Source organism: Actinomadura sp. NTSP31 (assembly GCF_041951385.1).
Classification (GTDB): Bacteria; Actinomycetota; Actinomycetes; order Streptosporangiales; family Streptosporangiaceae; genus Spirillospora; species Spirillospora napierensis.
Window position 1 is genome coordinate 135,918 of record NZ_JBGNUT010000009.1, and the last position, 25,572, is coordinate 161,489.

Consider the following 25,572-nt stretch of genomic DNA (forward strand, 5'->3'; position numbering starts at 1 on the left):
CGCGACTCTACCAAACAGTTGTTAGAAAGAATCGGCCTCCAGGGCCGGTTCCGCTTCAGCCGCCCGCCCGGCCGCCCGCGCGCGCTCGGGCGCGGGCAGGGCGGACCGCTCCTTGGCGGCGGGCTCCCGCACCCCCGGGAGGTCGCGGTGGAGCAGGTCGAACAGCCGGTCCCAGCGGGCGAGCACCGCGTCCGGGTGGAAGCGCTGCACCGACGCGCGCGCCTCGGCGCCGAGCTCGCAGCACAGCTCCGGGTCCTCGATCAGCCGTTGCAGGGCCCGCGCGAACGCGGCCGTGTCGCCCGGCTCCACCAGCAGGCCGCCCGTCTCCCCGCCCCGCTCGCCGAGCAGCATGCGGACGCCCGGTGCGCAGTCGAACGCCACCGTCGGCAACCCGTAGGCCATCGCCTCCATCACCGACATGGGCACGCCTTCGGCCCGCGACGGCAGCGCGAACACCGACGCCTCGACCAGCGCCTCCTCGACGTCGGCGACCACGCCCCGGAACTCGACCGTGCCGTACAGACCGGCGGCGGCCGCCTGCTCGCGCAGCGCCTCCTCGTCCGGGCCGTCGCCGTAGATGTGCAGCCGCCAGTCCGGATGGCGCTCGTGCACCCGCTGCCACGCCTCCAGCAGCAGGTCGACGCCCTTCTCGTAGGAGAGGCGTCCCACGCAGGCGACCGCCGGGAGATTGAGGGTCGGATAGACGGCCGGGGTCACGTGCAGCGCGTTCGGGACGTGGCCGGCGTTGGTCATGCCGTCCCTGGCCCACGCGTCGGCGTCCTCCTGGGTCAGCGTGAGGAACCGGTCGACGTGCGCGAAATGCCGCTTCACCCGCTCGTACCGCGTGGACTTGCGCGTCGCCTTGTAGGACTCGTGGCTCATGCCGACGACCCGCATCCCCGAGGTGTCGGCGCGCCGGACCCACTCCATCGCCCACACCTGCGGCACGATCACGACGGCGCCCGGACGGGCCGCGGCGAACATCCGCGTCAGGCGGGCGGCGCCGCGCCGCTGGACGGCCGCGCGCCACACGTCGCGTCCGCGCGCCGCCATGTTCAGCCGGTCCCTCAGCCTGCCGGGCCGCCACTCCAGAACCGGCGGGCGGAAGGTGTCGTGCAGGACCTCCACCGCGTAGGAGCCGTCGCGGCCGTGGTGGTGCCCCACCGCCGCTCGCGTGATCCCGACGAGGGTGACGCGGTCGCCGCGTCCGGCCAGCATCCGCGCCATGTGGTGCGCCCAGCGCTGCAGGCCCCCCATCTCGTCGACGTTGTTGCAGACGATGAAGACGTCGCGCGGCGCGCGGTCAGCGGTTCCGGTGGGAACCATGGGCGCTCCTTTCTCCGAAGTAACGGTCCACCACCGCGCGCGCGGCGGTTCCGCGGTCGTGCTCGCCGAACCGCTCGGCGAAGGCACGGCGCCGCGCGGCGTGCGCGGACCCGGCGGCGTCCAGGTCCGCGAGCGCGGCGATGAGCTCGTCCTCGGTCCGCGTGACCGGACCGGGCGCGTGCAGTTCGAGGTCGAAGTAGCCGTCGGCGTGCTCGCCGTCCTCCGGCAGGTGCAGCACGATCGGCCGGTCCAGCAGCGCGTAGTCGAACATGATCGATGAATGGTCGGTGACCAGGGCGTCGGCGAGCAGGAGGAGGAGCGTCACGTCCGGCACTCCCCCGACGTCCCGCATGGCCCGCGCGGCGGACGGCGGCAGGTTCGCCCGGCACAGGTAGTGCGGGCGGACGAGCAGGACGATCTCGTCCCCGAGCTCGCGGGCGAACCGCGCCGGGTCCACGGGCGGCTCCATCCGCCTGACGGGCCGGCCCTTCGGCCCGGTCCTGAACGTCGGCGCGTACAGCACGGCGCGGCGTCCGTCGTCCAGGCCGAGGGAGCGGCGCAGCGCGTCGACCTCGGCGGCCAGCTCGTCGTCCCCGCCGACCCCGGTGACCAGCGGGTCGTTGCGCGGGTAGCCCGCCGGCAGCAGCTCGGCCCGGACGCCGAGCCCGCTGGCGAGGGTGTCCACGTCGTGGTCGGAGCGGACGAGGAAGCAGTCGAAGCGATCCACCATCCGCGCGAGCCGGGTCCGCTCCGACGCGGGGCCGCTCTTCAGCCGGGGCTGGTCGAGGCCCATCAGCTTGTACGCCGACCCGTGCCAGGTCTGGATGTAGGTCGTCTCGGGGCGCTTGCGCAGGTCCGCCGGATAGCCCTGGTTGTCGATCCAGAACCGCGCCCGCGCCAGGGCCAGGTGGTAGCGCCAGGAACCGCGTCTCACCAGCGTCGCGTCGGACGGGAACCCGTCCGTGGACGACGCGTACGACCAGACCGCCTCGACGGGGCGGCCCGAGCGGCGCAGCTCCCGGTAGATGTACTTCGGGTTGTCGGAGAACTGCCGGCCGAGGTGGCTCTCGAACACCACCAGGTCCTTGCGGACGGGCAGCCGGGTCAGCACCCGGTTGAACACCACCGCCTTGGTCCGGCCCGAGGTCAGCGTACGGCGCACGGACCTCTCCAGCCGGCGCGCCCGCCGCCGGCCGAGCCGCGCCGGCGGGCTGGCGGCCGCGCGCGCGACGGCCCCGGCGGCACGCCGCCTCCTCGGGTCGCCGGTCCGGAGCGTGAACGCCAGATGCCCGCCCTCGGTGACGTAGGAGCACAGCGTGTCCCCCGCGAGGCGCGTCAGCCGGGGCCGGACTGGCAGCCCGACCCCGGCGAGGTCCGGCGCGCCGGGCCCGGCGGGCGGCCCCGGCCGGGTGATCATCTCCTCGCCGTCCGCCGTCACGCGGAGCCGGACGTCCCACACCCGGTCGGCGAACCCGAGCGGCCGGATCCGGGCGCTCGGATCGAACCGGGCACGCCACGCCAGCCGGTCGCCCTCGTGGACGATCTCGGCGGGCACCCGGACCCGGCGGGCGCCGCGGCGCCGGTCGCGGAACTCCAGCGACGCCGCCAGCTCCGCGCCGGGCGGGATCCGGCCCAGCGGGTTCAGCACGTGCCCGGCCATGTGCGCGCGTCCGCCGCGCATTTCCAGCCGCGTCACGGTGGCGGCCGGCCGCAGTTCCTTGAGCGGGCACAGATGGAAGCCGAAGTCGGTGACGTCCAGGACGCGGCGGCCGAGGTCGCCGCGCGGCGGGCCCGCGCCCCAGAAGATCCGCCCGTCCCGCTCCACCAGCGGCGCGTGCAGCTCGCACCCCCTGTCCGGGAGGTACTCGGCCGCGGCGAGCGCTCCGGCCTGGTCGCCCTCCTTGATCAGGTAGGCGGCGATCGCGGGCAGCGGGTTCGCGGCCTCGAACACCACCGGGTCCAGCCCGGCCAGGTAGCCGGCGGCCAGATCCAGGAACCGGGCCCGGTAGACCGGGTCGCGGTCGCGCAGCTCGCGCAGGTAGAGCAGCAGGTCGTGATTGACGAACTTGACGTCCTTGGCGTGCTTCAGCCCGTCCGCGCCGCGCAGCTCGAACAGCATGTCGATGCGCCGGTGGATCTCCAGCCGGTCGGCGAAGTTGTGCAGCTCGTCCCGCCGGTTGGAGATCGTCGGCATCACCGTCCGGTCTCGGACCAGCCAGTTGTAGACCCGGTGCGGGATCAGGGCCGTGCGTCGCGCCGCCAAGTAGGCCTCGGCGCTGAACAGCAAATCCTCGTAGTGCAGCCGCTCGACGAACCGGAGCGCGCCGTCCTCCAGGAAGTCCCGCCGGTAGAGCTTGTTGGTCGACAGCGTGTCGTAGAGCAGGTCGGGGTTCTCCTCCAGCGACCCGTACACCGTGCTCCGCTGGTACAGCCACGGATACCAGGGTCGGACCCGGTCCTTGGCGTTCTCGGGCAGGTCCAGGAAGACCCGGTCGCAGCGCCCGGAGACCAGGTCCGCGCCGCTCTCCTGCGCGGCCGAGAGCAGGTTGAGGCAGGCGTGCGGGTCGAGCAGGTCGTCGCTGTCGAGGAACATCACGTACCGGCCGTCCGAGCGTTCGACGCCGACGTTGCGCGGCCGGCCGCAGCCCCCGGAGTTGACCGGCAGGTGCACCGCCCGGACCCGGCCGGGGTGCGCGGCGGCGAGCCGGTCGGCGGCCTCCCCGGTGGCGTCGGTGCTCGCGTCGTCGACGACCACGGTCTCGACGCCGCCCAGCGACTGCGCCAGCGACGAGGCGACCGCCCGCGGCAGCCGCCGGGCGTCGTTGTAGGCGATCACCACCACGCTGACATCCGGGCGCACCCGCATGGGCCATCCCCTTCCGCTCCTCGGCGTGCAGGGATTCCTTTCCCGCAAGGAGGCGTCAAGGGCCAACTCTGATCAAAAGCTGTCAATGCTTAGCATTACCCGACAGGACCCGGCAGATCACCCGGGAACGCCAAAGGCGCCCGGCCGGAACCGGGCGCCTTCTTTCCGCACGAAACGATCTTTTCCGCGCGGTGGCGACGATCAGGACTTGGCGTAGTCCGGGTATCCGTAGCCGACGACTTCGGACTTGTCGCGGACCTTCTCCTGGACGGCATTGCCGGTGTTGCCCTCGACCGTGCTGATCGTCCCGTTGCCGTTGTCCTTGACGACGAGGCCGACGTGGTCGATGCCGTCGATCCCGCCGCGGGACCCGTTCTGCCAGTCGAAGAACACGACCGCGCCCGGGCGGGCCTTCGTGCCCCACTTGCCCTCGTCCTTGAACCAACTGGCGTGCTGGACGGTGTAGGCGTCCCAGCCCATGTTCCGCACGCCGGTCTGCGCGCTGAGCCAGGAGACGAACATGTCGCACCACTCGGCGCCCTTGTAGTCGCCGACGCTGCCGCCGTCGCGCCGGGCGGTCACCGCGGCGTGCGGGGTGGAGGCGTACCAGTCCGCGTACTTGGTGGACCCGTTCCGGCCCTCCTCCACGCCGACCTGCGACTTCGCCAGCTTGATCACGGTCGACGCGGCGACCGTGCCCGCCTTGCGCGCCGAGCGCCCGGACTCGGACCGCTCGGACTTGACGTGCTCGGACCTGCCGGCGACCGCCCCCTCGCGGCTGACCGCGGCGGCGGCCTGCGCGGGGGTCTCGGCGGACGCGGTGTCCCCGCTCAGGGGGTTGAAGATCGCGAGCCCGACCGCCCCGGCCATCACACCCGCCACGGCGACGCCCACGGCCCGGTCCTCGGGGCTCATGCGGGCGAGCGCGGCGCGGGGGGCGGCGCCGTTCAGGCGCAGCGCGCTCAGTCGGGGGGCGATGTTCTCGAAAAGACGATCGAAACGACCGGTCATGCAGGGAATCTCCTTGTCTCCCATGACGCCTACCGGGTTAGCTGACGGATTCGGGCATGGAAGAGCCCTACGGCGCGTACTGACGGACGCGCCGATTCACCCCTGGAACCTTGGGTCCCCGGCTCCGTCCGGTCGGGTGGACCTGGACGGACTCGGCCTCGCACCGCGGAACGCGGTGCCGGATATTCGGATGTATCTCAGCGACTGATCTCGAGGAGGGCGCGCATCGTGTGGCGCGCGTCGCGTGCGGAGCCCGCTCCGCGACCCTCGGCCGCGCATGGAAGCGGCCGGCGTGCAACGCATGGAACGCGCTGCGTGATTCGGGAAAGAAGGTACCAATGCTCAGCGGAAAAGCAAACCAGGAGCAAAAGGATCTTTTGCCTGGTCAGCACCCCTCCGCGAGATGATCGAGCACCCCCGGGCGCGCGGTCTCTGCGATCTTTCTCCGGGGCGCCGGAAACCCTTATGGGAAGGGCGATGCCGATAACCGCCGCGAGCGCCCGAAAAGGTAAAATGATCAAATGGCGCCGGGCGGACTCGGTCGCCCGGACCCGGACCGGCGCGCGTCGCAGATCACACCGGCCCCGCCTTCCCGAGCCGGTGTGCTGTGCATCACCCCCGGCCGCCGGCCGGCCCCGACCAGGGGGATGGTCACTCCACGTGCAGGGCGAACATCGTGGTGTCGTCGGCCGCCCGGTCGTGCTCCATCCGCGCGAGCACCTCGTCCAGCGCCAGCTCCGGCCCCGCCGAGGAATCCCGCAGAATGCCGGTGAGCCGCGCTATCCGCTCGTCCAGATCGGCGTCGCGGCGCTCGACCAGGCCGTCGGTGTAAAGGAAGATCAGATCCCCCGGCCGCAGTTCCGTGGAGATCGTCTTGTACTCCCAGTCCGGCAGGGCGCCGAGCAGCGGGTCGCGATGGACCTCCAGCGGCTCGGCGTGGCCGTCCCGCACCAGGATCGGCGGCAGGTGCCCGGCGCACGTCCATTCCATGACGTGCCGGTCCGGCCGGTAATGCCCCACGAGGGCGGTGCCCGTCGCCGGCGGGTCCATGCTGCCGACCAGCTCGTTCAGCCAGCCCACCAGCCGCCCCGCCGGCTCGCCCGTGCACGACAGGCCCAGCAGCCCGTTGCGGCTGCGCGCCATGGCGGCCGCGGCCGGCAGGCCGTGCCCCGCCGCGTCCCCGATCGCGAACAGCGCCCGGCCGTCCGGCATCACCCGGGTGGCGAACCAGTCGCCGCCGATCCGCGCCGTGCTCTCGGCCGCCAGCGCGCGGATCGCCACGCGCAGCCCGGGCAGCTGCCCGACCTCCTCCTCGTCCGGCAGGATCGCCCGGCGCAGCGTCACCGCCACCTTGCGCTCCTGGGCCGTGCGCGCCTGCTGCTTCAGCATCTGCCGGCGCGTCTCCGCCAGCGCCCGCTCCACCCCGCGGCGCCGCGTGATGTCCTGCGACACGATGTTGATCGACACCGGCAGCCCCGCGTCGTCCAGCACCGGCTCGGCGAACACCCACAGATGCCGCGGCGCCCCGTCCTTGCCGATCACCCGGTGCTCGGCCTCCACCGGCTCCCGGCGGGAGAACATCGTCTGGACGGCCTCCTCCACCAGCGGCAGGTCGTCCTCGGCCACCACCTTCGGCAGGTCGTGCGGCGCGGGCGGCACCTCGTCCGGGCCCAGCCCGTAGTTGGCCAGCATCTGCGGCGTCCAGTCCGCCTGCCCGGTGACCAGGTCCCACTCGCCGAACCCGATCAGCGCCAGCCGCTCCACCCGCTCCAGCCGGCGCGCGCTGCGGTCCTCGCCGGAGTGGTACCGCCAGGTGGCGCAGACGCCCGTCGGCACCTGGACGCACCGCACGCTCATCCGCGACGAGCGCGACAGCCCGCCCTGGACGGTCGAGTACATGATCGAGTCGCGGTCCAGGGTCGTCCCGCCCTCCAGCACCGCGACGTACTCCTCGAACAGCCCGCTGAGCGCCGCGCCCGGGTCCGTCCGCAGCAGCCGCAGCCCGGTCAGCTCCTCGGCGCCGCGCCCGAACAGGTCGCGCGCGGCCCCGTTGAGCTCGGCGTACAGGAAGTCCTGGACCTCGCCGTCCGGGCCCCGCACCGGCACCAGGTGCGCCGCCGAGTCCAGGGTCCCTTCCAGCAGCCCCCGCGCCACCGGGTCCGCGGGCAGGCCCGCGATGAGGCCGTCGTCCCCGTCGGTGTCCTCGGCCGCCAGCCGGTGCAGCAGGTCCTCAGCCTCGGACACCACGCCCCGCTGGGCGGTGCCCTCCGCGCGGGGCGGCCGCCTCCCGGCCACCACCGCGCCCTCCGTCCCGGCGCCCCCGCCCTGGACGACCATGGCCGCCGCCTCCGGCAGCTCCATCTCCAGGTCGCGGGCGAGCCAGATGAGGTGCTGCAGGGCCTCGCCGGGCGGCACCCCCAGCCGCCGGGCCAGCACCACGCGCGCCTCGGCCATGACCGCGCGGTCGTGCGCCGCCCCCCGCAGCCCCTCGAGGTCCGCCGCGTGCACTCCGGGCGGTCCCCACGTGCCGTCCGCTTCCGACACCCAGTCCCCCATTCGGCGTTTCATGCCCTGGGAGAAAAAAGCTACATACGTCGGCGAAGGTCCGTTGGCCGCCATCTTCGTTAGCAGCCCGGATCTTTACCCGTCTTTTTCTTTTCGCCCCGATAAGACCGCTTTCACTGACCTTCCGGGAACGAACCCATGGGCGTCCCTGTGACCCGCATCACATGCCCGGCCAGCGACGTCACGCGCCCCGCCGCCACCTCGGCGGACGTCCCCTCCGGATGCAAGGTCAACACTACGACGATCTTGCCCCTGACCAGCCCCGTCGTATGAAGCGCGGGCCGCCCGAGCCCCAGCGCCTCCGGCGCCGGCCGCCCGTCCGGCACGTCCTCGAACCCCGACCACCCCTGCTTGACCGCCCACCTTCCGGGCAACGCCTCGGGAATGCCGAAGACCTGATCGAACCCGTCCGCGCCCCGCACGGCCATCCTCCGCAACTCCCGCAGAACGAACCGCCCCTCCGGCACCCCCACCGCATACCGATAAACCCGCACGACATCCCCAGCACTAATCCCCGTGTATCCCCACCACCCGGACATCCCCTCCGGCGGCGGCACCGTCTCCCGCAACCCGATCCGCCGCACCATCCGCTCAACGACCTCCGCCCGCCCGCCCCGCTCCCACACCTCGTCCGCCGCCGCGTCATCACTCGCCCGCAGCATCGCCTCCACCAGCTCCCGGTCCCTCCCCCGGACCACGCGCCCCCGCAAGCAGTCGAGCGCCAAGAGAATCTTCACCACCGACGCCGCCCGGAACACCTCCGCCGGCCGCCGCTCCACGACCGTGCGCCCCACCGCCAGATCGAAGACCGCCCACGAGGCCCGCACCTCACCGCACCCCGCCCAGAACCCGGTACGCACGACCCTCCAGACTGCGCTAGAGTAATCACGCCCGCTGCGGCGGGCACCGGGACGTAGCGCAGTTTGGCAGCGCACTTGACTGGGGGTCAAGGGGTCGTGGGTTCAAATCCCGCCGTCCCGACAGAGAAAGACCAGGTCAGAGGGGCTTCGGAGATCACTCCGGAGCCCTTTTTCGATCTTGAAGGTCGATGGGGAGCCAAAAGGGGAGCCACCGTCACCCGATCTACGCCGACTTGCTCGGACCGAACACCGCGTCGACGACCTCCGCGCCCTTGGTGATCACCGGCCGCAGCTGATGCCGGTAGACCTCCCCGGTGACCGCCGGCGAGGAGTGCCCGCACAGATCGGCGATCGCCTCGATGGGCAGCCCACCGTCACTCATGATCGAGACGAACGAGTGACGCAGTTCCCGCGGCGACCAGGTCTCCCCGATCCCCGCCTTCTTGGTGATGAGCCGGAACGCCCGCCGCACGTTGGCTGCGTCCAGCGGTCGGCCGCTCGTCGAGCAGAACACCAGGCCGTTGTCCTGCCACACCTCCCCCACTTTGAGCCGCTGCGCGGCCTGCCGCGTGTGGTGTTTGCGCAGAGCCTCCGCCGCCCGTAGTGGGAGTTCCAGCGTCCGGCGCGACTTTTCGGTCTTGGTGTCGCCACCGGCCCGCACAGACCGCCACACGTAGATGGCGAACCTGTCGTGATCGAAGCCGGCCTTGACCACCGGCCGCCATTCTTCTTCGTCGACCCACGCCACGACGTGGTCCCATCGCAGCGCCCGCGCCTCTTCAGTACGGACGCCCGTCAGGAGGCTGACCTCGACGTAGGCGTGCAGTCGCGATGACTTGGCCGCCTCGAGAACGGCCTGAGCCTGATCGAGCGTGAGAGCCCGGCTCGGACGCCCGGCCAGGCCCTTGGGCGTCTTGACCAGCTCGGCCACGTTCCGCACGACCATGTCCCGCGCCTGCGCCTGCCGGATCGCGCGCTTGAGGATCGAGTGCACGAGCCGCAGGGTCCGGGTGGACAGCGAATCGGTGAGCCCGTCGAGCCAGGCGTCCACGTCGTCCGCCCGCAGATCCCCCAGCCTGGGCTTGCCGATCAGCGGGATGACGTGCTTGCGAGCGAGACTCCGGTAGTTGATGACCGTGTCGTCGTCGAGGCCTCTGAGACCCTTGGCGAGCCAGCCCTCGACTGCATCCCCGACCGTGTAGTTCACGGGAGTCTTGACCCCCGATTCCAGGTCGGCGACGGCCTCCTTGAGCCTGTCCAGAACCTGACTCTTGGTCCTCCCCTTCCGCTTGAGCCGCTTGCGCTTGCCGTCCGGCCCGAAGCCGAGGGCCACGGCTCCGGTGTATCCCCCCTTCTCCTGGTAGATGGTTCCTTCGTACTTACCGATCAAGATCTTGCTCAATCGATCGCTCCTCGCGTCGGTCGAGATACTCCTTGATCGCTTTCCTGATGACCCAGGACACGTCGCGTTCCTGCGACTCCGCGTACGTGGCAAGGCGCTGCTTGAACGCCATGTCCACCCGCACCGCAGGCAGGGTCGTCCTGTCGTCGGCCATGCGTGCATCTCCTCTCGCCAGTTGCGTGTGCCGAGGTGAGATCGCGCTCGCGTCGGTGGAGTTATCAAGAAGCGAACCTCGGGCCCTCATCGGAGAGGCCCGAGACGGATGCGTAGCACACCGTAGCGCAAGCACTACACCGAGTGCACATCACTCTTCGACTGAGGCGACGAAGTCGGCGAGTTGTTGAGCGGTGATCCGGCGGAGCCGCCCGATCTTGATACTGCGCAAACGCCCGGTTCGAAGCAGAGCGAACACTTGGTCGCGGCCGACCTGCAGAATCTCCGCGACCTGCTTCACCGTGTACACCTGGAGCGTCTGCCCTTCCGGGTTCTCTTCAGTGGGCACCTGGCTTGCCCGCAGCGTTCTGGCGGCGACACGCGCAGCCGACTCGGTCACGGATGCAGGGCCAAGTGACGGGGTGTTCGAAGCCGTCGCCGACGTTGACGAACAGGAAGGCGGAGAAGTCGATGTGGCCTCGAGCGGCCCGGATGAGGACGCTGGTGGATTGCCAGCCGCCGAATGGCGGCCGGTCTGGGGCAGCGGCTTGTCCTGCCGCTGATGGTGGTTGGGCATGGTCCTCCGGTCAGGTTGAGGCGTTGGCTGTTGGGCGGGTGGCGCCGATGTATTGGTGTTCGCGGTAGGGGTTGCCGGTGAATTGGGAGATGCGGACGACGTCGCCGGTCTGTGGGGCGTGGATCATCTGGCCGTGGCCGTAGTAGAGGCCGACGTGGTGGATCGTCGCCGAGTTGTGGATGTCGGTGGCGAAGAAGAGCAGGTCGCCAGGGTGTAGTTGGTTGCGGGGAATGTGCGGGCCGGCGGTGTATTGGGCGGCGGCGATGCGTGGGAGTTGGATGCCGGCTTGGGCCCAGGCGTATTGGGTGAGGCCGGAGCAGTCGAAGCCTTTGGTGCCGGCGCCTTGGGCGGTGCCGTAGGTGGGGCCTGCGGGTCCGCCGCCGCCCCAGGAGTAGGGGGTGCCGAGCCAGTGCAGCGCGGCGCGGATCGCGATGGCGCCGCGTCCGCTGGCGGCGGGTGTGGTGGTGGCGGGTGTGGTGGTGGCGTAGGCGGCGGCTTGGGTGAGGACTTGGTGGACGTACCAGTCGGCGTGGTTGTACTGCCAGATCGCTTGGTAGAGGTGTCGTCCGCCTTGGCCGGCGTGGTTGGCGCACAGGTAGTGGGCGGCGCCGTAGATGGCGTCGGCGGGGTTGTAGCGGTCGGTGTGTCCGTCGTGGTCGCCGTCGATGCCGTAGGTGGCCCAGGTGTCGGCGAGGAACTGCATGGGGCCGGCGGCGCCGGCGCTGTTCTCACCGGCTTTCACACCGGGTGCGGTGGAGCGGCCGTGGTCGGATTCGATCTTGCCGATCGCGGCGAGGATGTTCCAGCCCAGGCCGGGGCAGGTGTATGCGGCGTCGAGGTACCAGCGCAGGTAGGCGGGTGGGATGTCGGTGCGGGCGAGCCGGGTGGGCGCTCCCGCTGCTGATCCGGTGTCTGCGGCGGGGGCTTGTCCGGCGAGGAGGAGGACCAGCGACAACGGGAGCGCCAGGGCGGCGGCGCATGCGGTGGCGGCGGCCTTCACCGGATGGGCCGCCGCGGGACCGGGGGGTTAGTCCTGGGCGCCGGTGCGGGCGCGGCGTTGGGCGCGGTACCCGGCTCCCTTACGTGAGGGCTGGGCGGGGCGGGCGGGTTGGTCGGTCTGTGGGTCATCGGCGGCGTCCCCCTGCTGGTGGGGCTGCCGCAGCACCTGTCGGACCGCTTCCCAGGAGTAGCGGAAGTCCTTGCCGGTCTTGAGCGCGGGGATCTGCCCGGCGTTGGCCATCCGGCGGACGGTCTGGGGCGACAGGCCGAGTTTGGTCGCGAGTTCGGCGGTGGTGAGCACGTCGGGGTCGCGGCCGGGCGTGTCGGTCATCGCTGGGGCTCCTGGGGTTGCGGTCATCGTGCGGGTGGTCCCTTCAAGTGTGGCGGATGCGGTGCTGCGGAAGCACGTTGTGGATCGTGTTGAGTTCTGAAGAAGGTGTTTGGCGATGCTTGCGCTCCATAATGCTGCCACGTACGGTGATGCTCGATCAACTCACAGCAACGATTCGGGGGTAGCGGGTGAGTCTCCGCCAAACCACAACAACCCACCACCGACCAGATCCGGCACCGACCGCGCAGGGCGCCGTGGATGTGGTGGTGGCCGGCGCACACGGCGGCGCCGGGACCTCCACGCTGGCAGCGCTGCTGCGCACGCCCTGGGACATGGGCTCGATCGAGCACCTGCTGGAGCTGGACCATCCACCGCTGGGCGCCAAGGGACGCCCCATCGTGCTCGCGGCGCGCAACACCGCGGTGGCGGCCACGCGCGCAACCGCGGCGGTCGGGGTGCTGCACGAGTGGGACGAACAGGTCGCGGCGCTGGCGATCGTCAGCGACGGCGGCCCCGAAACGCGTGACGCCACGGCCCGGTTCGCGCTTCTCCAGGCGCGCGTCGGCGGCATCGTCCGCGTCCCGCACGTCCGGCAGCTGCGGCTGGCCGAAGACCCCGCGCAGGTCCTCCTGCAGGGCAAGGCACGCCACGCTCTGCAGCAGCTCCGCGGCCTGCTCGACCGGACCGGCGGCGACGCCGCGACGCACCGGCAGGGGGTGGAATGCTCCTGATCTCCCTCATCGTCCGCGCAGCCGAGATCGGCGAACTCCTGGGCGGGCCGTCGCGGCCGCGTCCGCAGGACGGTGCGAGCCCCGGGGTGCCGGTGCCCAATCCACCGCCGTCGCCGCCGCCGGGGATGGACGCCAAGATGAACACCCTGTTGTCGTGGGGCAAGTGGGGCGTGCTGATCTGCGGCGTCGCCGGACTGTTCATCTGCGCCGGGCAGATGGCCATTGGCCGCAAGAACCGCTCCACCTTCGCCGCCGACGGCGCCACCGGCATCCCCTGGGTGCTCGGCGGGCTCAGCCTGGCCGCGACCGCGGCCCCGATCGTCGCGGTGTTCTTCAAATGACCCGGCGCTCTTTTACCGGCCGTCCCCGCGCGGCCGGCTCATCGAAGCGGCGCACGAGCCGGTACGTGCTCGCCGCGATCGCCAGTGGCGCCGTGGTCGGCGCCGGCACCCATGTGGTGCTCCCTGCTCCCGACCCGACGCGGCACATCACGCGGACCGCCGGCCCGCCCCGCCTGTCCACTGGGCGGCTGGTGGCTGCTGCGCAGGTGTCGTTCGCCGGGGTGATGTGGCGGGACTACCACGGCGTCACCCTCCCCAGCTCCGTCGGTGACGGGCCACGCAGCACCAGCGGTGATCTGGCGTCCGGGTTTACGCGGACACCACTGGGGGCGCTGCTGGCGGGGGTCCACATCGCGGTGCGCGCCAACGCCCAGTGGGGCCCGAAAGTGTTCGAGCCGACCATCACCAAGCAGGTCATCGGCCCGGACGCGCAGGCTCTGCTCGCTGCTACCAGCGGCTTGTACACCAAACGGCGCGGGCACCTGCCGGACGGAGCGGCACTGGGACGCGCCTACGTGGTGCTGGAAGGGTTCCGCTGGCAGGCCTACTCTCCCGACACCGCCAGCCTCGATCTGGTCTCCGCCGGCCCCGGCGACAGCGACATGACGGTCCGCGCCGCCACCCGGATCCAGCTGCAATGGCACGACGACGACTGGCGCGTCATCGCTCCCCCAGGTGGGACGTGGGGCGGATCAGCCGCCTCGGTTCCCTCTGCGGACGGCTACATCCGGTTCCCGGGTGGTGGTGCGGGTTGATGGCGCTGTCCCCGCTGGTCCCGGCGGATCCGTGCTCGTCGGTGCTGGACCCGGGCTGCGTGCAGACGGTCGACAACGACGACCATCCGTGGGGTCCGCCGATGCCCGACATCCCCGCCGAGATCGGCGGCCATGCCCTGGACGACGCGGCCAAGGCCTTCCAGTCCGCGGTCGGGTGGCTGATCTCCCACACCGCCTCCTGGTGGGTCAAGACACCCTCACCGAACCTGGAGACCGAATCGGCCATCGGCTACCTGCAGCTGTTGGTGCAGCCCTTGACGGTCGCGGTCGCAGTGCTGGGACTGCTGGTGGTCGCCGGGAAGATGGCGCTGACGCGCAAAGCCCTGCCCGCGGTGGACGCCGGACGCGGCCTGGTGGTCCTGGCGACGGTGACCGTCATCGGGACCGTGCTGCCGAACCTGCTGCTGCAGTGGGGCGACCAGTGGTGCGGCTGGATGCTGGACGCCTCCTCCCACGGCGACTTCGCCAAGCGGATGGCCGCGATCGTCGTCATCCCGACCGGGACGCCCGCCGCGCTGGTGCTGGTGCTGTGCCTGGTCGCGCTGTTCATCGGGATCATCCAGGCGCTGTTGCTGCTGTTCCGCGGCGCCGCCCTGGTCATCCTCGCCGGGCTGCTGCCGCTGGCCGCCGCCGGCGGGCTCACCGCCGCGACACGGTCGTGGCTGACCCGCGTCGGGGGCTGGATGCTCGCGCTGATCTTCTACAAGCCCGCCGCCGCGGCGGTGTATGCGACGGCGTTCACGCTGATCGGGAGCGGGAAGAACCTGCACTCGGTGCTGATGGGGTTCGCGATGATGCTGATCAGCCTCATCGCCTTCCCGGTGCTGCTGAAGTTCTTCACCTGGACCACCGGCGGCGCCGAGTCCAGCAGCGGCGGCGGCATCCTGGGAGCGCTCATGGGCGGCGCCACCGCGCTGGGCGCCATGCGCGCCTACGGCGCGGCCGGCGGCTCCACCGGCGCTGGGCGAGGTGCGGCCGGCGAGCACGCCGACTTCCTCAACGAGCAACTCGGTGACCAGGACAACACCACGTCCGGAGCCGAACCGCCTGCCCGGCCGGAGCCGGCCGCTGAGCAGCCGACTTCGGACCCGCCTTCGGCCCCCGGCGCCGCCGACTCCGCGACCGCCCCGGGCGCGCCGTCGGGAAGCACCCAGCCAGGCGCCGAGCACTCGGCAATGGCAGGACAGACCACATCGGCGACCGGGCAGGCCGCCGGGTCGGGCCCGGACGGCCACGGTGAACCGGTCGGACCGGCGACCATGCAGACCTTCGAGCGCGAGCGTCATCGCGGCGAGGACACCCTGCGATGGATGGGCAACCCCACCGGCTCCACTGACACAACAGGCAACAACGGCCCGTCCGGCGCGGTCGGAGATGGAGGTGGCTCTGGTGGGGCATGAAGTTCGCACCTACGGCGGCTGGAGGCGCCGACACGGGATCGGGCTGCTGGGTCTGGACACCACCGCCACCTTCATCGCGCTCGGCGCGGCGATGCTGCTGGTCCTGGTCGCGGCGACCGCTCCGACCGCGCTCATCTACCTGCTGCCGCCTAGCGCGCTGGTCGGTGGCCTCGGGCTGGTACGGATCGGCGGTGTTCCGATCGGGCGGCACGTGGCGGCGCGGTGCCGATGGCGCTGGGCGGTGCTACGCGGCCACAACCGCTACCGCGCCGGAGTGGTCATCGACCATCCCCGGGCATTCCAGCTACCCGGCGTGCTCGCGCCGCTGACGCTGCTCAGCGCCGAGGACGGCTACGGCGGCCGGTACGGGATCGTGTGGGACCGCCGCACCGGGCTGCTCACCGCGACCTTGCGGGTGGTGCCGGCCTCGACCTGGCTGGCCGACCGCGCCGACGCCGACAGCTGGGTCGCCGCCTGGGGCGGCTGGCTCGCCGCCCTCGGCCACATGCCCGCCATCCGGTGGGTCACCGTCACCATCGACACCGCACCCGAACCCGGCTCCACCCTCGCCGACGCGGTCCAGCAAGCCGTCGTCGCAACCGCACCGCAAGCGGCGCGGACCATCATGGGCGAACTGGTGCGCACGGCCCCGGCCGCCGCCGCCGATGTCGACACCCGCGTCTCGGTCACCTTCGACCCCAAAGCCTCAGCCGCAGCGCCCAAGGACCTGTTCGAAGCCGTCGCCGACCTCGGCCGCACCCTCGACGGGCTGGCCTCCCGGCTCGGCGGCTGCGGCGTGTCGGTACGGGGGCGGGCGACGGCAGCGGAGATCGCCGGGACTGTGCGTACCGCGTTCGACCCGCACTCCCGCGGTGAGATCAATCGATTGTTGACCGGTTCCCACGCCGCCGAGCTGCTCAGCTGGTGCGATGCCGGGCCGGTCGCCGCGACCGAGCACACCGACCACTACGAGCACGACGGTGGCGTCTCGGTCAGCTGGGCCTGGCACGAGCCGCCCCGCCAGAACGTCCGCTCCGACATCCTCGCCCGGCTCGTCGCGCCCGGCCCGTTCCCCAAGCGCGTCACCCTGCAATACAGGGCACTGCCCGCCGCAGCAGCCAGCCGCGTCCTGCAGCAAGAAGTGAACGCGGCGGCGTTCCGCGCCCAGTTCCGGCGCCGGACCGGACGGGACGAAACCGCGCGCGACAGCTGGGACTCGGCGCGCGCCCGCCAAGCCGCCGCCGAGGAGGCCATGGGCGCCGGAGTGTGCCTGGTGTCGATGTACGCCACCGTCACCGTCACCGACCCCGAGCAACTGCGCCGCGCCGTCGCGCACATCGAGGCATCCGCCGACGCGGCCAAGATCCGGCTGCGTCGCCTGTGGGGCAGCCAAGCCGCCGGGTTCGCCACCACCCTGCCGTGCGGCATCTGCCCACCCGAACTCTCCCACCGCCTTCTGCACTGAACCGGAGACACCGCCCTTGACCAACGTCGAAGCCCAAGCCATGGCCGAGCCACTCGCCCCGCCCTGGGGATGGCGCGACCCCGGCGCCGGACGCGCCGCCCACATCGAACCCGCACCCGAATACCAGGCCACCACCAGCCAGGTCTGCGGCCTCTACCCCTTCACCGCCGGCTCCGGCACTCCCACCGTCGGCACGCCGGTCGGACGCCACGAGCTGTGGGGCGAGGTCGTCTGCCTCGATCCGCTGGCCTGGCTGCGTGAGGGGCTGGTCACCAACCCCGGCATGTTCGTCCTCGGCCAGCCCGGCACCGGCAAATCCACGCTGGTGAAACGGCTGGTCACCGGCGCCGTCGCCACCGGGGCCACGCCGATCATCCTGGGCGACACCAAACCCGACTACACCCGCCTGGTCGACTACCTCGGCGGCCAGGTCATCCGCGTGGGCCGCGGTATCGACCGCATCAACCCGCTCGACGCCGGTCCGCTGGACCAAGCACGGCGACGCCTGACCGGGGCCGACGCCGAGACACTGCGGTGGGAAGTCCGCTCACGTCGGCTTTCGCTGCTGCTGGCGCTGGCGACTCTCGTTCGCGAGTCCCGCATCACCAACGCCGAAGAAGTCGTTCTAGGTCGGGCCATCGACCTGCTCGACGATCGCCTGGGGCACGCGCCCACCATTCCTGATGTCCTGTGCATCTTGGAACAGGGCCCCGACGAGTTGCGGTCGGCGACGCGCACCGACACCGGCGACTCCTACCGCGCCCAGACCCGCGACCTGGTCTTCACCCTGGACCTGCTCATCTCCGGGTCCCTGGCCGGTGTCTTCGACGCCGCCACTACTCGGCCCCTGAACCTGGACGCACCTGCGATCAGCGTCGACATCTCCCGGGTCCGTGCGGCCGGGGACAAGCTGCTCACCGCCGCGATGCTGTGCACCTGGGCCTACGCCTTCGGCATGGTCGACGCCGCCACCGCCCTGGCCGACCTGCACGCCGCACCCCGCCGCTCCTACCTGGGCGTCATGGACGAACTTTGGCGCGCACTACGCGGCGCACCGGGCCTGGTCGAGCACGCCGACGCCCTCACCCGCCTTAACCGCGCCAAAGGCATGGCCTCCATCATGATCACCCATTCGCTTGCCGACCTGGACGCGCTGGCCACCGAGGAAGACCGCGCCAAAGCCAAAGGCTTCGCCGACCGCTCCGCCATCACCGTCCTGGCCGGGCTGCCGCCCCGCGAACTGGCCCGGGTGCATGAGATCACCCCGCTCACCGGCCCCGAGCAGCAGCTGGTCACCTCTTGGTCGGCGCCGGACTCCTGGCAGCCCGGCTCCCGCCACCCCGGCCGCGGCAAGTACCTCATCAAGACCGGCGAACGCCTCGGCATCCCCGTCGAACTCTCCCTCGTCGGCCCCGAGGCCGACCTCTACGACACCGACCAGGCCATCCGGGCCACCGCATGACCCGAGCCCTCGGCCCCCGCGCCTCGATCCTCGACACCAACGCCGGCGCCGCCTGGCTCATCCTTCTCGCCTGCTGGACACCCATCGCCGCCCTCGGGCTGGTGTGGGCCTCAGCCAAGCTCGCCGCAGCCGCGACCAGCGGAGCCGTCGCGCCCTTCGGCACGGACTTCGCCCTCGCGCTCGCCCGCCGCCACTTCCAGACAGCCTGGCCAGGGACTCCAACGCCGCTCGTTCTGCTCATTCTCGTGCTGCTGCTCGCCGCACTCGGCAACGCCATCTGGAGATTCTGGCGCCGCATCGCCGAACACCTGCCGCAACCCGGGGACGCGGTCGCCGCACTCGCCGACAATCCCGGCCTCACCGAACTGCAGCCGTCCGCGACCGCAACGAAGGCCGTCGCGCTGCGCCGCTCCCTCACCACACCGCCCGAGCAGCTCGACCGCGCCGACATCGGCCTGGTCCTCGGCGACGTTCTGCTGCCCGGCGACCGGAGCGGACCTACGCTGTTCGCCTCGTTCGAGGACACCGTGGTCGCCTTCATGGCGCCCCGCTCCGGCAAGACCACCACCCAGTCGATCCCGCACGTGTTGTCGGCGCCCGGACCGGTCATCGCCACCAGCAACAAAGCCGACTTGTGGGCCGCCATCTCCACCGTCCGCGCCGAACGCACCAAGGGCCGGACCTGGCTGTTCGACCCCCAGCACATCACCTACCAACCCCAGACCTGGTGGTGGAACCCGCTCGCAGGGCTGACCACCGTCGAGGACGCCCACCGCCTGGCCGGGCACTTCGTCCTCACCGTCGACGACGGACAAAAGAAGGACCTGTGGGGACCGGCCGCCCAGGATCTGCTGTGCGCGCTGTTCCTGGCCGCCGCCACCTCCGGCCGCTCCCTGCACCACATCGCCCAATGGCTGGACGAACCCGCCGTCCCCACCCCGATCGAACTGCTGCAAGAGGCCGGGTTCCAGCTGATGGCCTCCTCCCTGAAAGGCACCCAGAACGGCGCGGTCGAGACCCGCGACGGGATCTACCAGACCGCCCGCACCGCCGCCAAAGCCCTCCGCGACCAGGAGATCCTGGCCTGGGTCACACCGGCCCGCGACCTGCCGGTCTTCGACCCGCACACCTTCGCCGGCACCCGCGACACGCTCTACCTGCTATCCAAGTCCCTGTCGGCCGCGGCGCCGCTGATCGCCGCGCTCACCGACACCACCATGCGCGCCGCCGAACGCCGCGCCGAACAATCCGGCGGACGCCTCGACCCGCCCCTGATCGTCGCGCTCGACGAGGCCGCCAACATCTGCCGCATCGCCGACCTCCCGCAGCTGTACTCCCACCTCGGCTCACGCGGGATCATCCCGGTCACCATCCTGCAAAGCTACGAGCAGGGCGTCACCGTCTGGGGCGAACCCGGAATGGCCGCGCTGTGGGGCGCCGCCACCCGCAAACTCATCGGCGCCGGCATCGACTCCCCCCGCCTCGTCCGCGACCTGGCCACCCTCATCGGCCAACACGACGTCCCCGTCCGCTCCATCACCTACAACGACGGACGCGCCAGCGAACAGATCTCCCTGCGCCGCCAAGAGATCCTCGACGCCGCCGACATCCGCGCCCTCCCCAAAGGCACCGCGCTACTCCTGGCCACCGGCACCAAACCCGCCCTGATCCGGCTACGCCCCTGGTACCGCAGCCCGCACGCCACCGCCATCAACACCGCCATCAAGAACGCCGACACCGCCATCGCCGAAGCCGCCCGCCGCCACTACGGCCAGCCCGAACGCACCCAGCTGCCGGAGCTGGACGCCTAATTCCGCGTCCCGCCGCCCGAGGAATCCGACGAGCGAAGGGTGACGCCGTCATGCCCGACTTCAGAGTTCAGGAGGCTCGATGCCCGTCGAAGACGCCGCGGCCAGTCCCGGGGGCGAGAAGCTCAAGCCGCTGTATCCCAGCCTGACCAGCTGGGTGACGACCCACTTCATTCCGATGTACCGGCGCACGCTCGGCGGCGAGTTCCGCTGGTGCGCCCAATGGTGGCACCACGGCGAGGCGATCTCCCGCCTCACCGCCCTCTGGTACGCGTGGGAGGCCATGCGCCTGCAGGGCGCCACCGGCATGGCCCTGTGGTACCGCGACCACCTCGACCACCAGCTCCCCGTCCTCCTCGGCCCCCGCGGGCCCTTCTACCAATGCACCGAGAACGAACACCTGGCCCCGCACGAAGCCCGCGTCGCCCCGGTCCCCGACGGCTGGCTCGGCCCCGACGATGTTTTCGTCTCCGCCAAGTACTGACCGGGGCCCTTCCCCACACCCCACGCCTTCACCGGAGATCCGCATGCCCGATCGCATGGAAGCAACCGCACTGGCACTCGACGCCTACCAACAGCACCTGCTGCCCGACGCCCTTCCCAGCCACCGCACCGACCAGGCCCTGGCCGAGCGACTGGTCCAGTCGTTGCTCGAACAGCTCGCGCGCTACGCCGACCAGAACGGTCTGGACGTTCACGACACGCTGGAGGAGTTGCATCAGCGCAGCATCGACCGCGGCGGCCCCGAGCCCAGTCCCGTCCACAGCTTTCGGCTCGGTGCCCAGGTGCAGTTCCGGCAGCAGGACATCGCCACAGGAGCCGAGCCGCGGTCTCCGCACCGGCGCGGCTTCGTTACCGCCCTCACCGAAGCGCCAGGCGGCGAGGCACGATGCACGGTCCGCATCCCAGCCGTCGCCGAAGCCGTGCACGTCACCGCGTCCGAGCTCGAACCGGCGGACCCACTCCTACCTGTCGCCACGCGAACAGCCGGGGTCGTTCATCATGCGTGCGACGCCGAAGCGACGATCATCGCCCTCACCGCCTGGCTCGAGCGCAACGCCGACACCGCTCCGGCCACCTTCCAGGAACGGCGGGACGACCTGACGCGATTGTCCGAGGCCCTGGCCAGCTGGTCCGGCGGCAGACCCGAACAGATCGCCCGTCACCTGCCCGGACGCATGCCTGACCCCGCTCAGCGAGCAGACGCAACGGCCGCAGACCACTCTCGCACGGCTCCGGCCGCGCGCCTGGCCGCAATGGGCTTCCCGCAAGGCCCCACACCCATCCGACCCGACGACCCACCCGTCACCAGGCTGCCGGACCGCTCCACCAGACATCCGCGCCGCCCCTAGGCACTCGACACCACACCACCAGCTCATCGATGTACGGAGGTTGTATGACCGAAGCCGGCGCCGAAGAGTTCGCCGAGTTCGGAGCCGCAGCTCTCGATGCCTTCCAAGCCCTCTTCGAGCAGACCGAGCACCTCGATCACCGCACCGACGACCAGGACGCACGCGAGCTGATCGGCGACCTGCTGATCGACCTCATGCACTACGCCGAACGCCGCGGAATCGAGTTCAACGACATCGCCGCCGAAGCACAGGCCTACTACGACACCGAACGCGACAACCCCAACGCCTACGCCATCGGCTCGACCGTCCAACTCCAAGGGCCCGCAGCCCACGAGGCCGTCCTGCTGGGGCAACCGACCCGAGGCAGCGTCACCGGCATCTTCGTCTCCCACCAGGGCCAGACCGAGTACTACGTGCGAACTCTCGGACAGACCAAGAACCAACCCGTCCTCGCCGCCGACCTCGAGCCCGCGCCGCCCTTCCCCACCACGCCCACAACACAAGGAGTCGTCAAGGACCCACTCAAAGCCGAGCAGCTCCTGATCGACACGGCAACCCGTATCGCCTCGGCCGACGTCCACAGCCTGCAACCCAGCCCGGACGACCTGCGAGACCACCGAACCCTGCTGGACGCGCTCACGGCCTGGAACGACATGTCCGAGCGTAACGTCACCGACCTGCTGCTGAGCAGGGTCGCCGAGCACCTGAACGCAGCAGAACCGAACGACATCACCAAGCCGCCGACCTCGGAACCGGCTGCTCGGCTCACGCCCGCCCAACTCGCCGCCCAGGCATTCCCGGTTCCCCTTGCCGACGACATCGCCGGCGAACAGAAGCCAGCAGCGACCCGCGCCTCACGCACACGGCAAACACCACCGAGCCCCAGCCGCTGACCCGCCGCGCAGCCGCCATCCAATCGACGAACAGCAACGCCATGGAGGATCTCCTGAAACACCAGTTCCAGTACCTCACGCGCCAGATCAAGGCCGCCGACTCCATCCCCGCCCTCCTCACCTCCGCCTTCATCGGCCTCGATCTGATCGAACGCACGACGACCGTGCTGCCCGACATCGGCGACGACCAGGCCCTTCTCGACTACGAGAGCGCGACCATCGCGGCCATCGACGCGTGGTGGGCGCTGTCGCAAGCCCCCACCCTCGCCTGGCCCGGCGCCGCGCCCATGACCACGGACGAGAGCCGAGAGCTCGCCGAGACGATCGCCGGGTTCGTGCTGGTCGTCACCGAGGCGATCCTCAATGTCGCGTCCAAGTCCGCCGATCCGGGCGACCGCACGGCGTGCCTGCGGGCCGCACATCACGCCGGCCGCCTGTACTCGGCTTTGAAGTAGGAGCCCATGACCGACTACGACCCCAACGCCACACAACTGGCCCGCGCCACCCAGATCGTCCGGACCTACGAGCAGCGCGCCTTCCCCGGCGGCGGCTCCCTGCTCGACCGCGACCCGCTCTACACCCAAGCCCTACTGAGCGCCCTGATCGGCGATCTGGAGCAGTACGCAACCAACCACGACATCGACTTCACCGACGTCGTCACCAGCGGCCTCGCCGCCGCCCCGCGCAACACCACCGGCCACGCCTTCTACAAGGTCGGTGACGAGGTCCGACTCAACCGGCAGGGCGACCGATGCGGCACCATCGTCGGCTGGACGACCAGCAAGTCCGAGACCGGGACGACCTACCTCGTCGAGGTCCCCGGCATCCCCCATGTCCTCGCCGAACCGGCCGCGCACCTGGCGCCGGCGCCGCCATTCCCGCGCACCGAGACACTTCTCGGCACCGTGGCACATGCTGACCAAGCTGAACGCAGCTACATCAGTCTCTCGGCCCGCCTAGGCACCGCTAAGGCATCCGACCGCCGCGCCCTCGAACGTGACTGCGACAACCTGATCGCGGCGCTCAGTTCCTGGACGGGCGTCTCCGCCGACCAGCTTCGGGACGAACTCGGCCCCAAGCCGCCGCCGAACGCCCCCGCAGGCCGTCCCCGCGACGCCGCAGCCGCCGCCAACGACTTCCCGCACGACATCACCCAAGGCATTCCGCCCACACCGCCATCGCCCACCAGCCGCCCGCCTAAGCAGGCAAGGCGTCATCGAGGCCCGGCCCAAGCCGCATGACCACCGGCAGGAGAACCCAGATGCGGAGGACCACAGGCCACCAACGCGGCCTCGCCCGGATCCGTCCCGGCCCCACCCGCGCACCGCAACAGCCCCAGCCACCCGAGCCAAGGACCCGTAGATGACCCACGAGAACGAGCACGCCCAGGTCCGCCAGACCTGGTTCACCGAACTCCTCACCACCGCCCTCAACGACCTGGCCCACGCCGAACGCGTCATCACCGCCTTCGCCACCCAAGAACCCGACGGATTCATCGCCTGGGGCATGGCCGAAGGCGAAGCCACCCAAGCCCACCGCGCCCTGCGCCGAGCCCCCTCTCTGCAGGCAGCCGCGCCCACCGACCACGACACCGCCAACGCGACCGCCGACGCCCTGTTCGACCTGGCGAGCAAGGTCTCCAAGAGCCTGGTGCGCGCCGCCGAACTGGCCGGCGACCCCGACGACAAGATGGCCTGCCTGCAAGCAGCCCTGCACGCCAGCCGGCTCCGCGAAGCCCTCCGGTAGCCGCCGTGGTCACCTTCGGGGAGATGACCGCGCTCGCAGCCGAACATCTGACCGACCTCAAGCACGCCATCCACGCCCCGGACATCACCCATCAAGCCGCCCAACCAGCCGTCCGAGCCGAACTCTCCCAGCTGGCCCACGTCCTGGTCCGCTACCACGACCAGATCGCCACCGGCTTCGGCGTCCCGCACACCCACGACCACGGTGTGCGGGACGCCGCCCGCCGCGCCTCCGCCCTGATCACCCACGCCGAACAACTCCTCGGACCCCGCCCCACCACCGAAACACCCGAAACCGTCCTCGCCGAAAAGATCCGCTGCGTCTCCATCGCCCTCGGCTGCGGCCTGGACCTGCTCGCCTCCCACGCTCCGAGCACCCTGACCCATCCCATCTCGGCTGATGCACCCGCCATCGCCGCAACCGACACCGCCCGCACCCTCCTGCACCGACTCAGCGACCACACCGCCACTGTCGCTCATCTGGCAAAACACACCGGCGGACCGTCGGAAACCGCAAGTCGACCACTCCTGACCGCCGCCGTCTTGTCACGAGTGTTCGGCAAGAACGAACGGCCACCGATCAACCCCGTCCCTCTCCACCGCACGCCCGAACGGATCCCTCCCAAGGTCGACGAGAATCTCGCTGAAGCCGTCGCGGGTATCGGCGCGAGTATCCAACGTCTGAAAAACCCCACCACGCCCGACTCAATCGCCACCTGGCGCTACCTGGCTCGCGCCGCGGCCATCACTTGCGACCTCAATAGCAAAACCATCCTCCAGCTCACCCGCCGGATGGAGGAGCTTAACGAGCTCCAGCACGTTGCAAGGCTCAAACAAGTCACTCAATCCGTCAGAGCAACCAGCGGGCGGTGGAAAGCGATCATCCGGCGTTGGGACACCTACGACAGCTTCGGTCACCCCGCCGCCGGTATGGCCACCGACGCCAGCGATCTGATCATCCGCCTCGGCCGCCTCATCCATACCGACCCCGCATGGACACCCAGCCCCCGCGCATCCCACCAGGTCAGGCCGCCTGACCAACTCGCCGCCACCATGTCCGACGCAGCACGCGTCGCCACTGTGGCCCTCAAAGCCCTCGAGGCCTGCAACATCATCGCCGCCCACCACCGGACCGCCATCAATGACCTGGCAGTCATCGGCGTCCTTCAACAACAGCAGCAACGTCCGACCTTCAGCCCACGCGTCCCCGCGTCAATCCGTCGCCTACTCGGCCTCTATGAAGCCGCCGAAACTCAAGGCGCCGAAACCATCACAGTTGCCGGACGCACCATCGAGGCCCTTTCAAGCCACAATTCCCGCTACACCGACGAAGCCCGCCTCATCATCCGCCGATCAGCCACATCCGGTCAAAGCGCGCTCGCCGCCGCAGGCTTCCCTGCCCCCATCGATGAATGCCTCACCGCCCCACAGGCGGTAGTTAGCCCGACCGCACCGACAAGCAAATCATCCAACACCCAAAAGCCTAATGTTCTATAACACGGATTTTCG

The 25,572-nt window shown here is 70.8% G+C and carries 24 protein-coding genes, 1 tRNA gene and 1 riboswitch; of the genes, 15 read left to right on the forward strand and 10 right to left on the reverse strand.

Annotated elements, in window-relative coordinates:
- Positions 1-21: 21 nt before the first annotated feature.
- From ACA514_RS17535 to ACA514_RS17555, 5 genes are all read right to left on the reverse strand, one after another.
- The gene (locus ACA514_RS17535) at positions 22-1,326 is read right to left on the reverse strand and encodes a glycosyltransferase (RefSeq protein WP_375042212.1); all 1,305 of its coding nucleotides are present in this window, start codon (positions 1,324-1,326) and stop codon (positions 22-24) included.
- On the reverse strand, positions 1,304-4,192 hold the full coding sequence (locus ACA514_RS17540) for a CDP-glycerol glycerophosphotransferase family protein (protein WP_375042213.1): 2,889 nt from the start codon (positions 4,190-4,192) through the stop codon (positions 1,304-1,306). Before ACA514_RS17540 ends, ACA514_RS17535 begins: the two co-directional genes overlap by 23 nt.
- A gap of 201 nt (positions 4,193-4,393) precedes the next feature.
- On the reverse strand, positions 4,394-5,203 hold the full coding sequence (locus ACA514_RS17545) for a CHAP domain-containing protein (protein ID WP_375042214.1): 810 nt from the start codon (positions 5,201-5,203) through the stop codon (positions 4,394-4,396).
- A 10-nt stretch (positions 5,204-5,213) separates the two neighbouring features.
- A riboswitch (cyclic di-AMP (ydaO/yuaA leader) is annotated at positions 5,214-5,371 on the reverse strand.
- 483 nt (positions 5,372-5,854) lie between these two features.
- Entirely contained in the window at positions 5,855-7,771 is a 1,917-nt protein-coding gene (locus ACA514_RS17550; RefSeq protein WP_375042215.1) for a PP2C family protein-serine/threonine phosphatase, read from the reverse strand.
- Positions 7,772-7,881: 110 nt separating this feature from the next.
- The gene (locus tag ACA514_RS17555) at positions 7,882-8,562 is read right to left on the reverse strand and encodes a hypothetical protein (RefSeq protein ID WP_375042216.1); all 681 of its coding nucleotides are present in this window, start codon (positions 8,560-8,562) and stop codon (positions 7,882-7,884) included.
- A gap of 113 nt (positions 8,563-8,675) precedes the next feature.
- Here ACA514_RS17555 and ACA514_RS17560 point away from each other — a divergent pair.
- Positions 8,676-8,749 (forward strand) — tRNA-Pro (locus ACA514_RS17560).
- A gap of 102 nt (positions 8,750-8,851) precedes the next feature.
- On the opposite strand, the gene xerC is transcribed toward ACA514_RS17560, so the two are convergent.
- The 5 genes from xerC to ACA514_RS17585 all read right to left on the reverse strand — a co-directional run bounded on the left by xerC (position 8,852) and on the right by ACA514_RS17585 (position 12,090).
- Positions 8,852-10,030: a tyrosine recombinase XerC gene (gene xerC, locus ACA514_RS17565; RefSeq protein ID WP_375042217.1), complete on the reverse strand. Its 1,179-nt coding sequence runs from the start codon at positions 10,028-10,030 to the stop codon at positions 8,852-8,854.
- Complete coding sequence (locus ACA514_RS17570; RefSeq protein WP_375042218.1) at positions 10,008-10,184, reverse strand: CopG family ribbon-helix-helix protein; 177 nt, start codon at positions 10,182-10,184, stop codon at positions 10,008-10,010. The genes xerC and ACA514_RS17570 overlap by 23 nt, the downstream gene beginning before the upstream one ends.
- Before the next feature lie 150 nt (positions 10,185-10,334).
- Complete coding sequence (locus tag ACA514_RS17575) at positions 10,335-10,583, reverse strand: helix-turn-helix domain-containing protein (protein WP_375042219.1); 249 nt, start codon at positions 10,581-10,583, stop codon at positions 10,335-10,337.
- A 187-nt stretch (positions 10,584-10,770) separates the two neighbouring features.
- Positions 10,771-11,715: an NlpC/P60 family protein gene (locus tag ACA514_RS17580; protein ID WP_375042220.1), complete on the reverse strand. Its 945-nt coding sequence runs from the start codon at positions 11,713-11,715 to the stop codon at positions 10,771-10,773.
- 72 nt (positions 11,716-11,787) lie between these two features.
- Complete coding sequence (locus ACA514_RS17585; RefSeq protein ID WP_375042221.1) at positions 11,788-12,090, reverse strand: helix-turn-helix domain-containing protein; 303 nt, start codon at positions 12,088-12,090, stop codon at positions 11,788-11,790.
- A 266-nt stretch (positions 12,091-12,356) separates the two neighbouring features.
- On the opposite strand from ACA514_RS17585, the gene ACA514_RS17590 reads away from it, so the two are divergent.
- The 14 genes from ACA514_RS17590 to ACA514_RS17655 all read left to right on the forward strand — a co-directional run bounded on the left by ACA514_RS17590 (position 12,357) and on the right by ACA514_RS17655 (position 25,560).
- Positions 12,357-12,821, forward strand: a complete 465-nt coding sequence (locus ACA514_RS17590; RefSeq protein WP_375042222.1) for a hypothetical protein — start codon at positions 12,357-12,359, stop codon at positions 12,819-12,821.
- The gene (locus ACA514_RS17595; protein ID WP_375042223.1) at positions 12,812-13,162 is read left to right on the forward strand and encodes a hypothetical protein; all 351 of its coding nucleotides are present in this window, start codon (positions 12,812-12,814) and stop codon (positions 13,160-13,162) included. Before ACA514_RS17590 ends, ACA514_RS17595 begins: the two co-directional genes overlap by 10 nt.
- Positions 13,159-13,917, forward strand: a complete 759-nt coding sequence (locus ACA514_RS17600) for a hypothetical protein (RefSeq protein ID WP_375042224.1) — start codon at positions 13,159-13,161, stop codon at positions 13,915-13,917. Before ACA514_RS17595 ends, ACA514_RS17600 begins: the two co-directional genes overlap by 4 nt.
- A complete protein-coding gene (locus tag ACA514_RS17605) occupies positions 13,917-15,338 on the forward strand; it encodes a hypothetical protein (RefSeq protein WP_375042225.1) in 1,422 nt (473 codons plus the stop codon). Before ACA514_RS17600 ends, ACA514_RS17605 begins: the two co-directional genes overlap by 1 nt.
- A complete protein-coding gene (locus ACA514_RS17610; protein WP_375042226.1) occupies positions 15,328-16,803 on the forward strand; it encodes an SCO6880 family protein in 1,476 nt (491 codons plus the stop codon). The genes ACA514_RS17605 and ACA514_RS17610 overlap by 11 nt, the downstream gene beginning before the upstream one ends.
- A 16-nt stretch (positions 16,804-16,819) precedes the next feature.
- On the forward strand, positions 16,820-18,265 hold the full coding sequence (locus ACA514_RS17615; protein WP_375042227.1) for a hypothetical protein: 1,446 nt from the start codon (positions 16,820-16,822) through the stop codon (positions 18,263-18,265).
- Positions 18,262-20,076, forward strand: a complete 1,815-nt coding sequence (locus ACA514_RS17620; RefSeq protein ID WP_375042228.1) for a type IV secretory system conjugative DNA transfer family protein — start codon at positions 18,262-18,264, stop codon at positions 20,074-20,076. Before ACA514_RS17615 ends, ACA514_RS17620 begins: the two co-directional genes overlap by 4 nt.
- 79 nt (positions 20,077-20,155) lie before the next feature.
- Entirely contained in the window at positions 20,156-20,557 is a 402-nt protein-coding gene (locus ACA514_RS17625) for a DUF4913 domain-containing protein (protein ID WP_375042229.1), read from the forward strand.
- A gap of 43 nt (positions 20,558-20,600) precedes the next feature.
- The gene (locus ACA514_RS17630; RefSeq protein WP_375042230.1) at positions 20,601-21,425 is read left to right on the forward strand and encodes a hypothetical protein; all 825 of its coding nucleotides are present in this window, start codon (positions 20,601-20,603) and stop codon (positions 21,423-21,425) included.
- A gap of 44 nt (positions 21,426-21,469) precedes the next feature.
- Positions 21,470-22,318, forward strand: a complete 849-nt coding sequence (locus tag ACA514_RS17635) for a hypothetical protein (protein WP_375042231.1) — start codon at positions 21,470-21,472, stop codon at positions 22,316-22,318.
- 41 nt (positions 22,319-22,359) lie between these two features.
- On the forward strand, positions 22,360-22,773 hold the full coding sequence (locus ACA514_RS17640) for a hypothetical protein (protein WP_375042232.1): 414 nt from the start codon (positions 22,360-22,362) through the stop codon (positions 22,771-22,773).
- Positions 22,774-22,779: 6 nt separating this feature from the next.
- Positions 22,780-23,559, forward strand: coding sequence for a hypothetical protein (locus ACA514_RS17645; protein WP_375042233.1), 780 nt, complete (start codon positions 22,780-22,782; stop codon positions 23,557-23,559).
- A gap of 121 nt (positions 23,560-23,680) precedes the next feature.
- Complete coding sequence (locus ACA514_RS17650; RefSeq protein WP_375042234.1) at positions 23,681-24,064, forward strand: hypothetical protein; 384 nt, start codon at positions 23,681-23,683, stop codon at positions 24,062-24,064.
- A 23-nt stretch (positions 24,065-24,087) separates the two neighbouring features.
- Positions 24,088-25,560, forward strand: coding sequence for a hypothetical protein (locus ACA514_RS17655; RefSeq protein ID WP_375042235.1), 1,473 nt, complete (start codon positions 24,088-24,090; stop codon positions 25,558-25,560).
- Positions 25,561-25,572 lie beyond the last annotated feature (12 nt).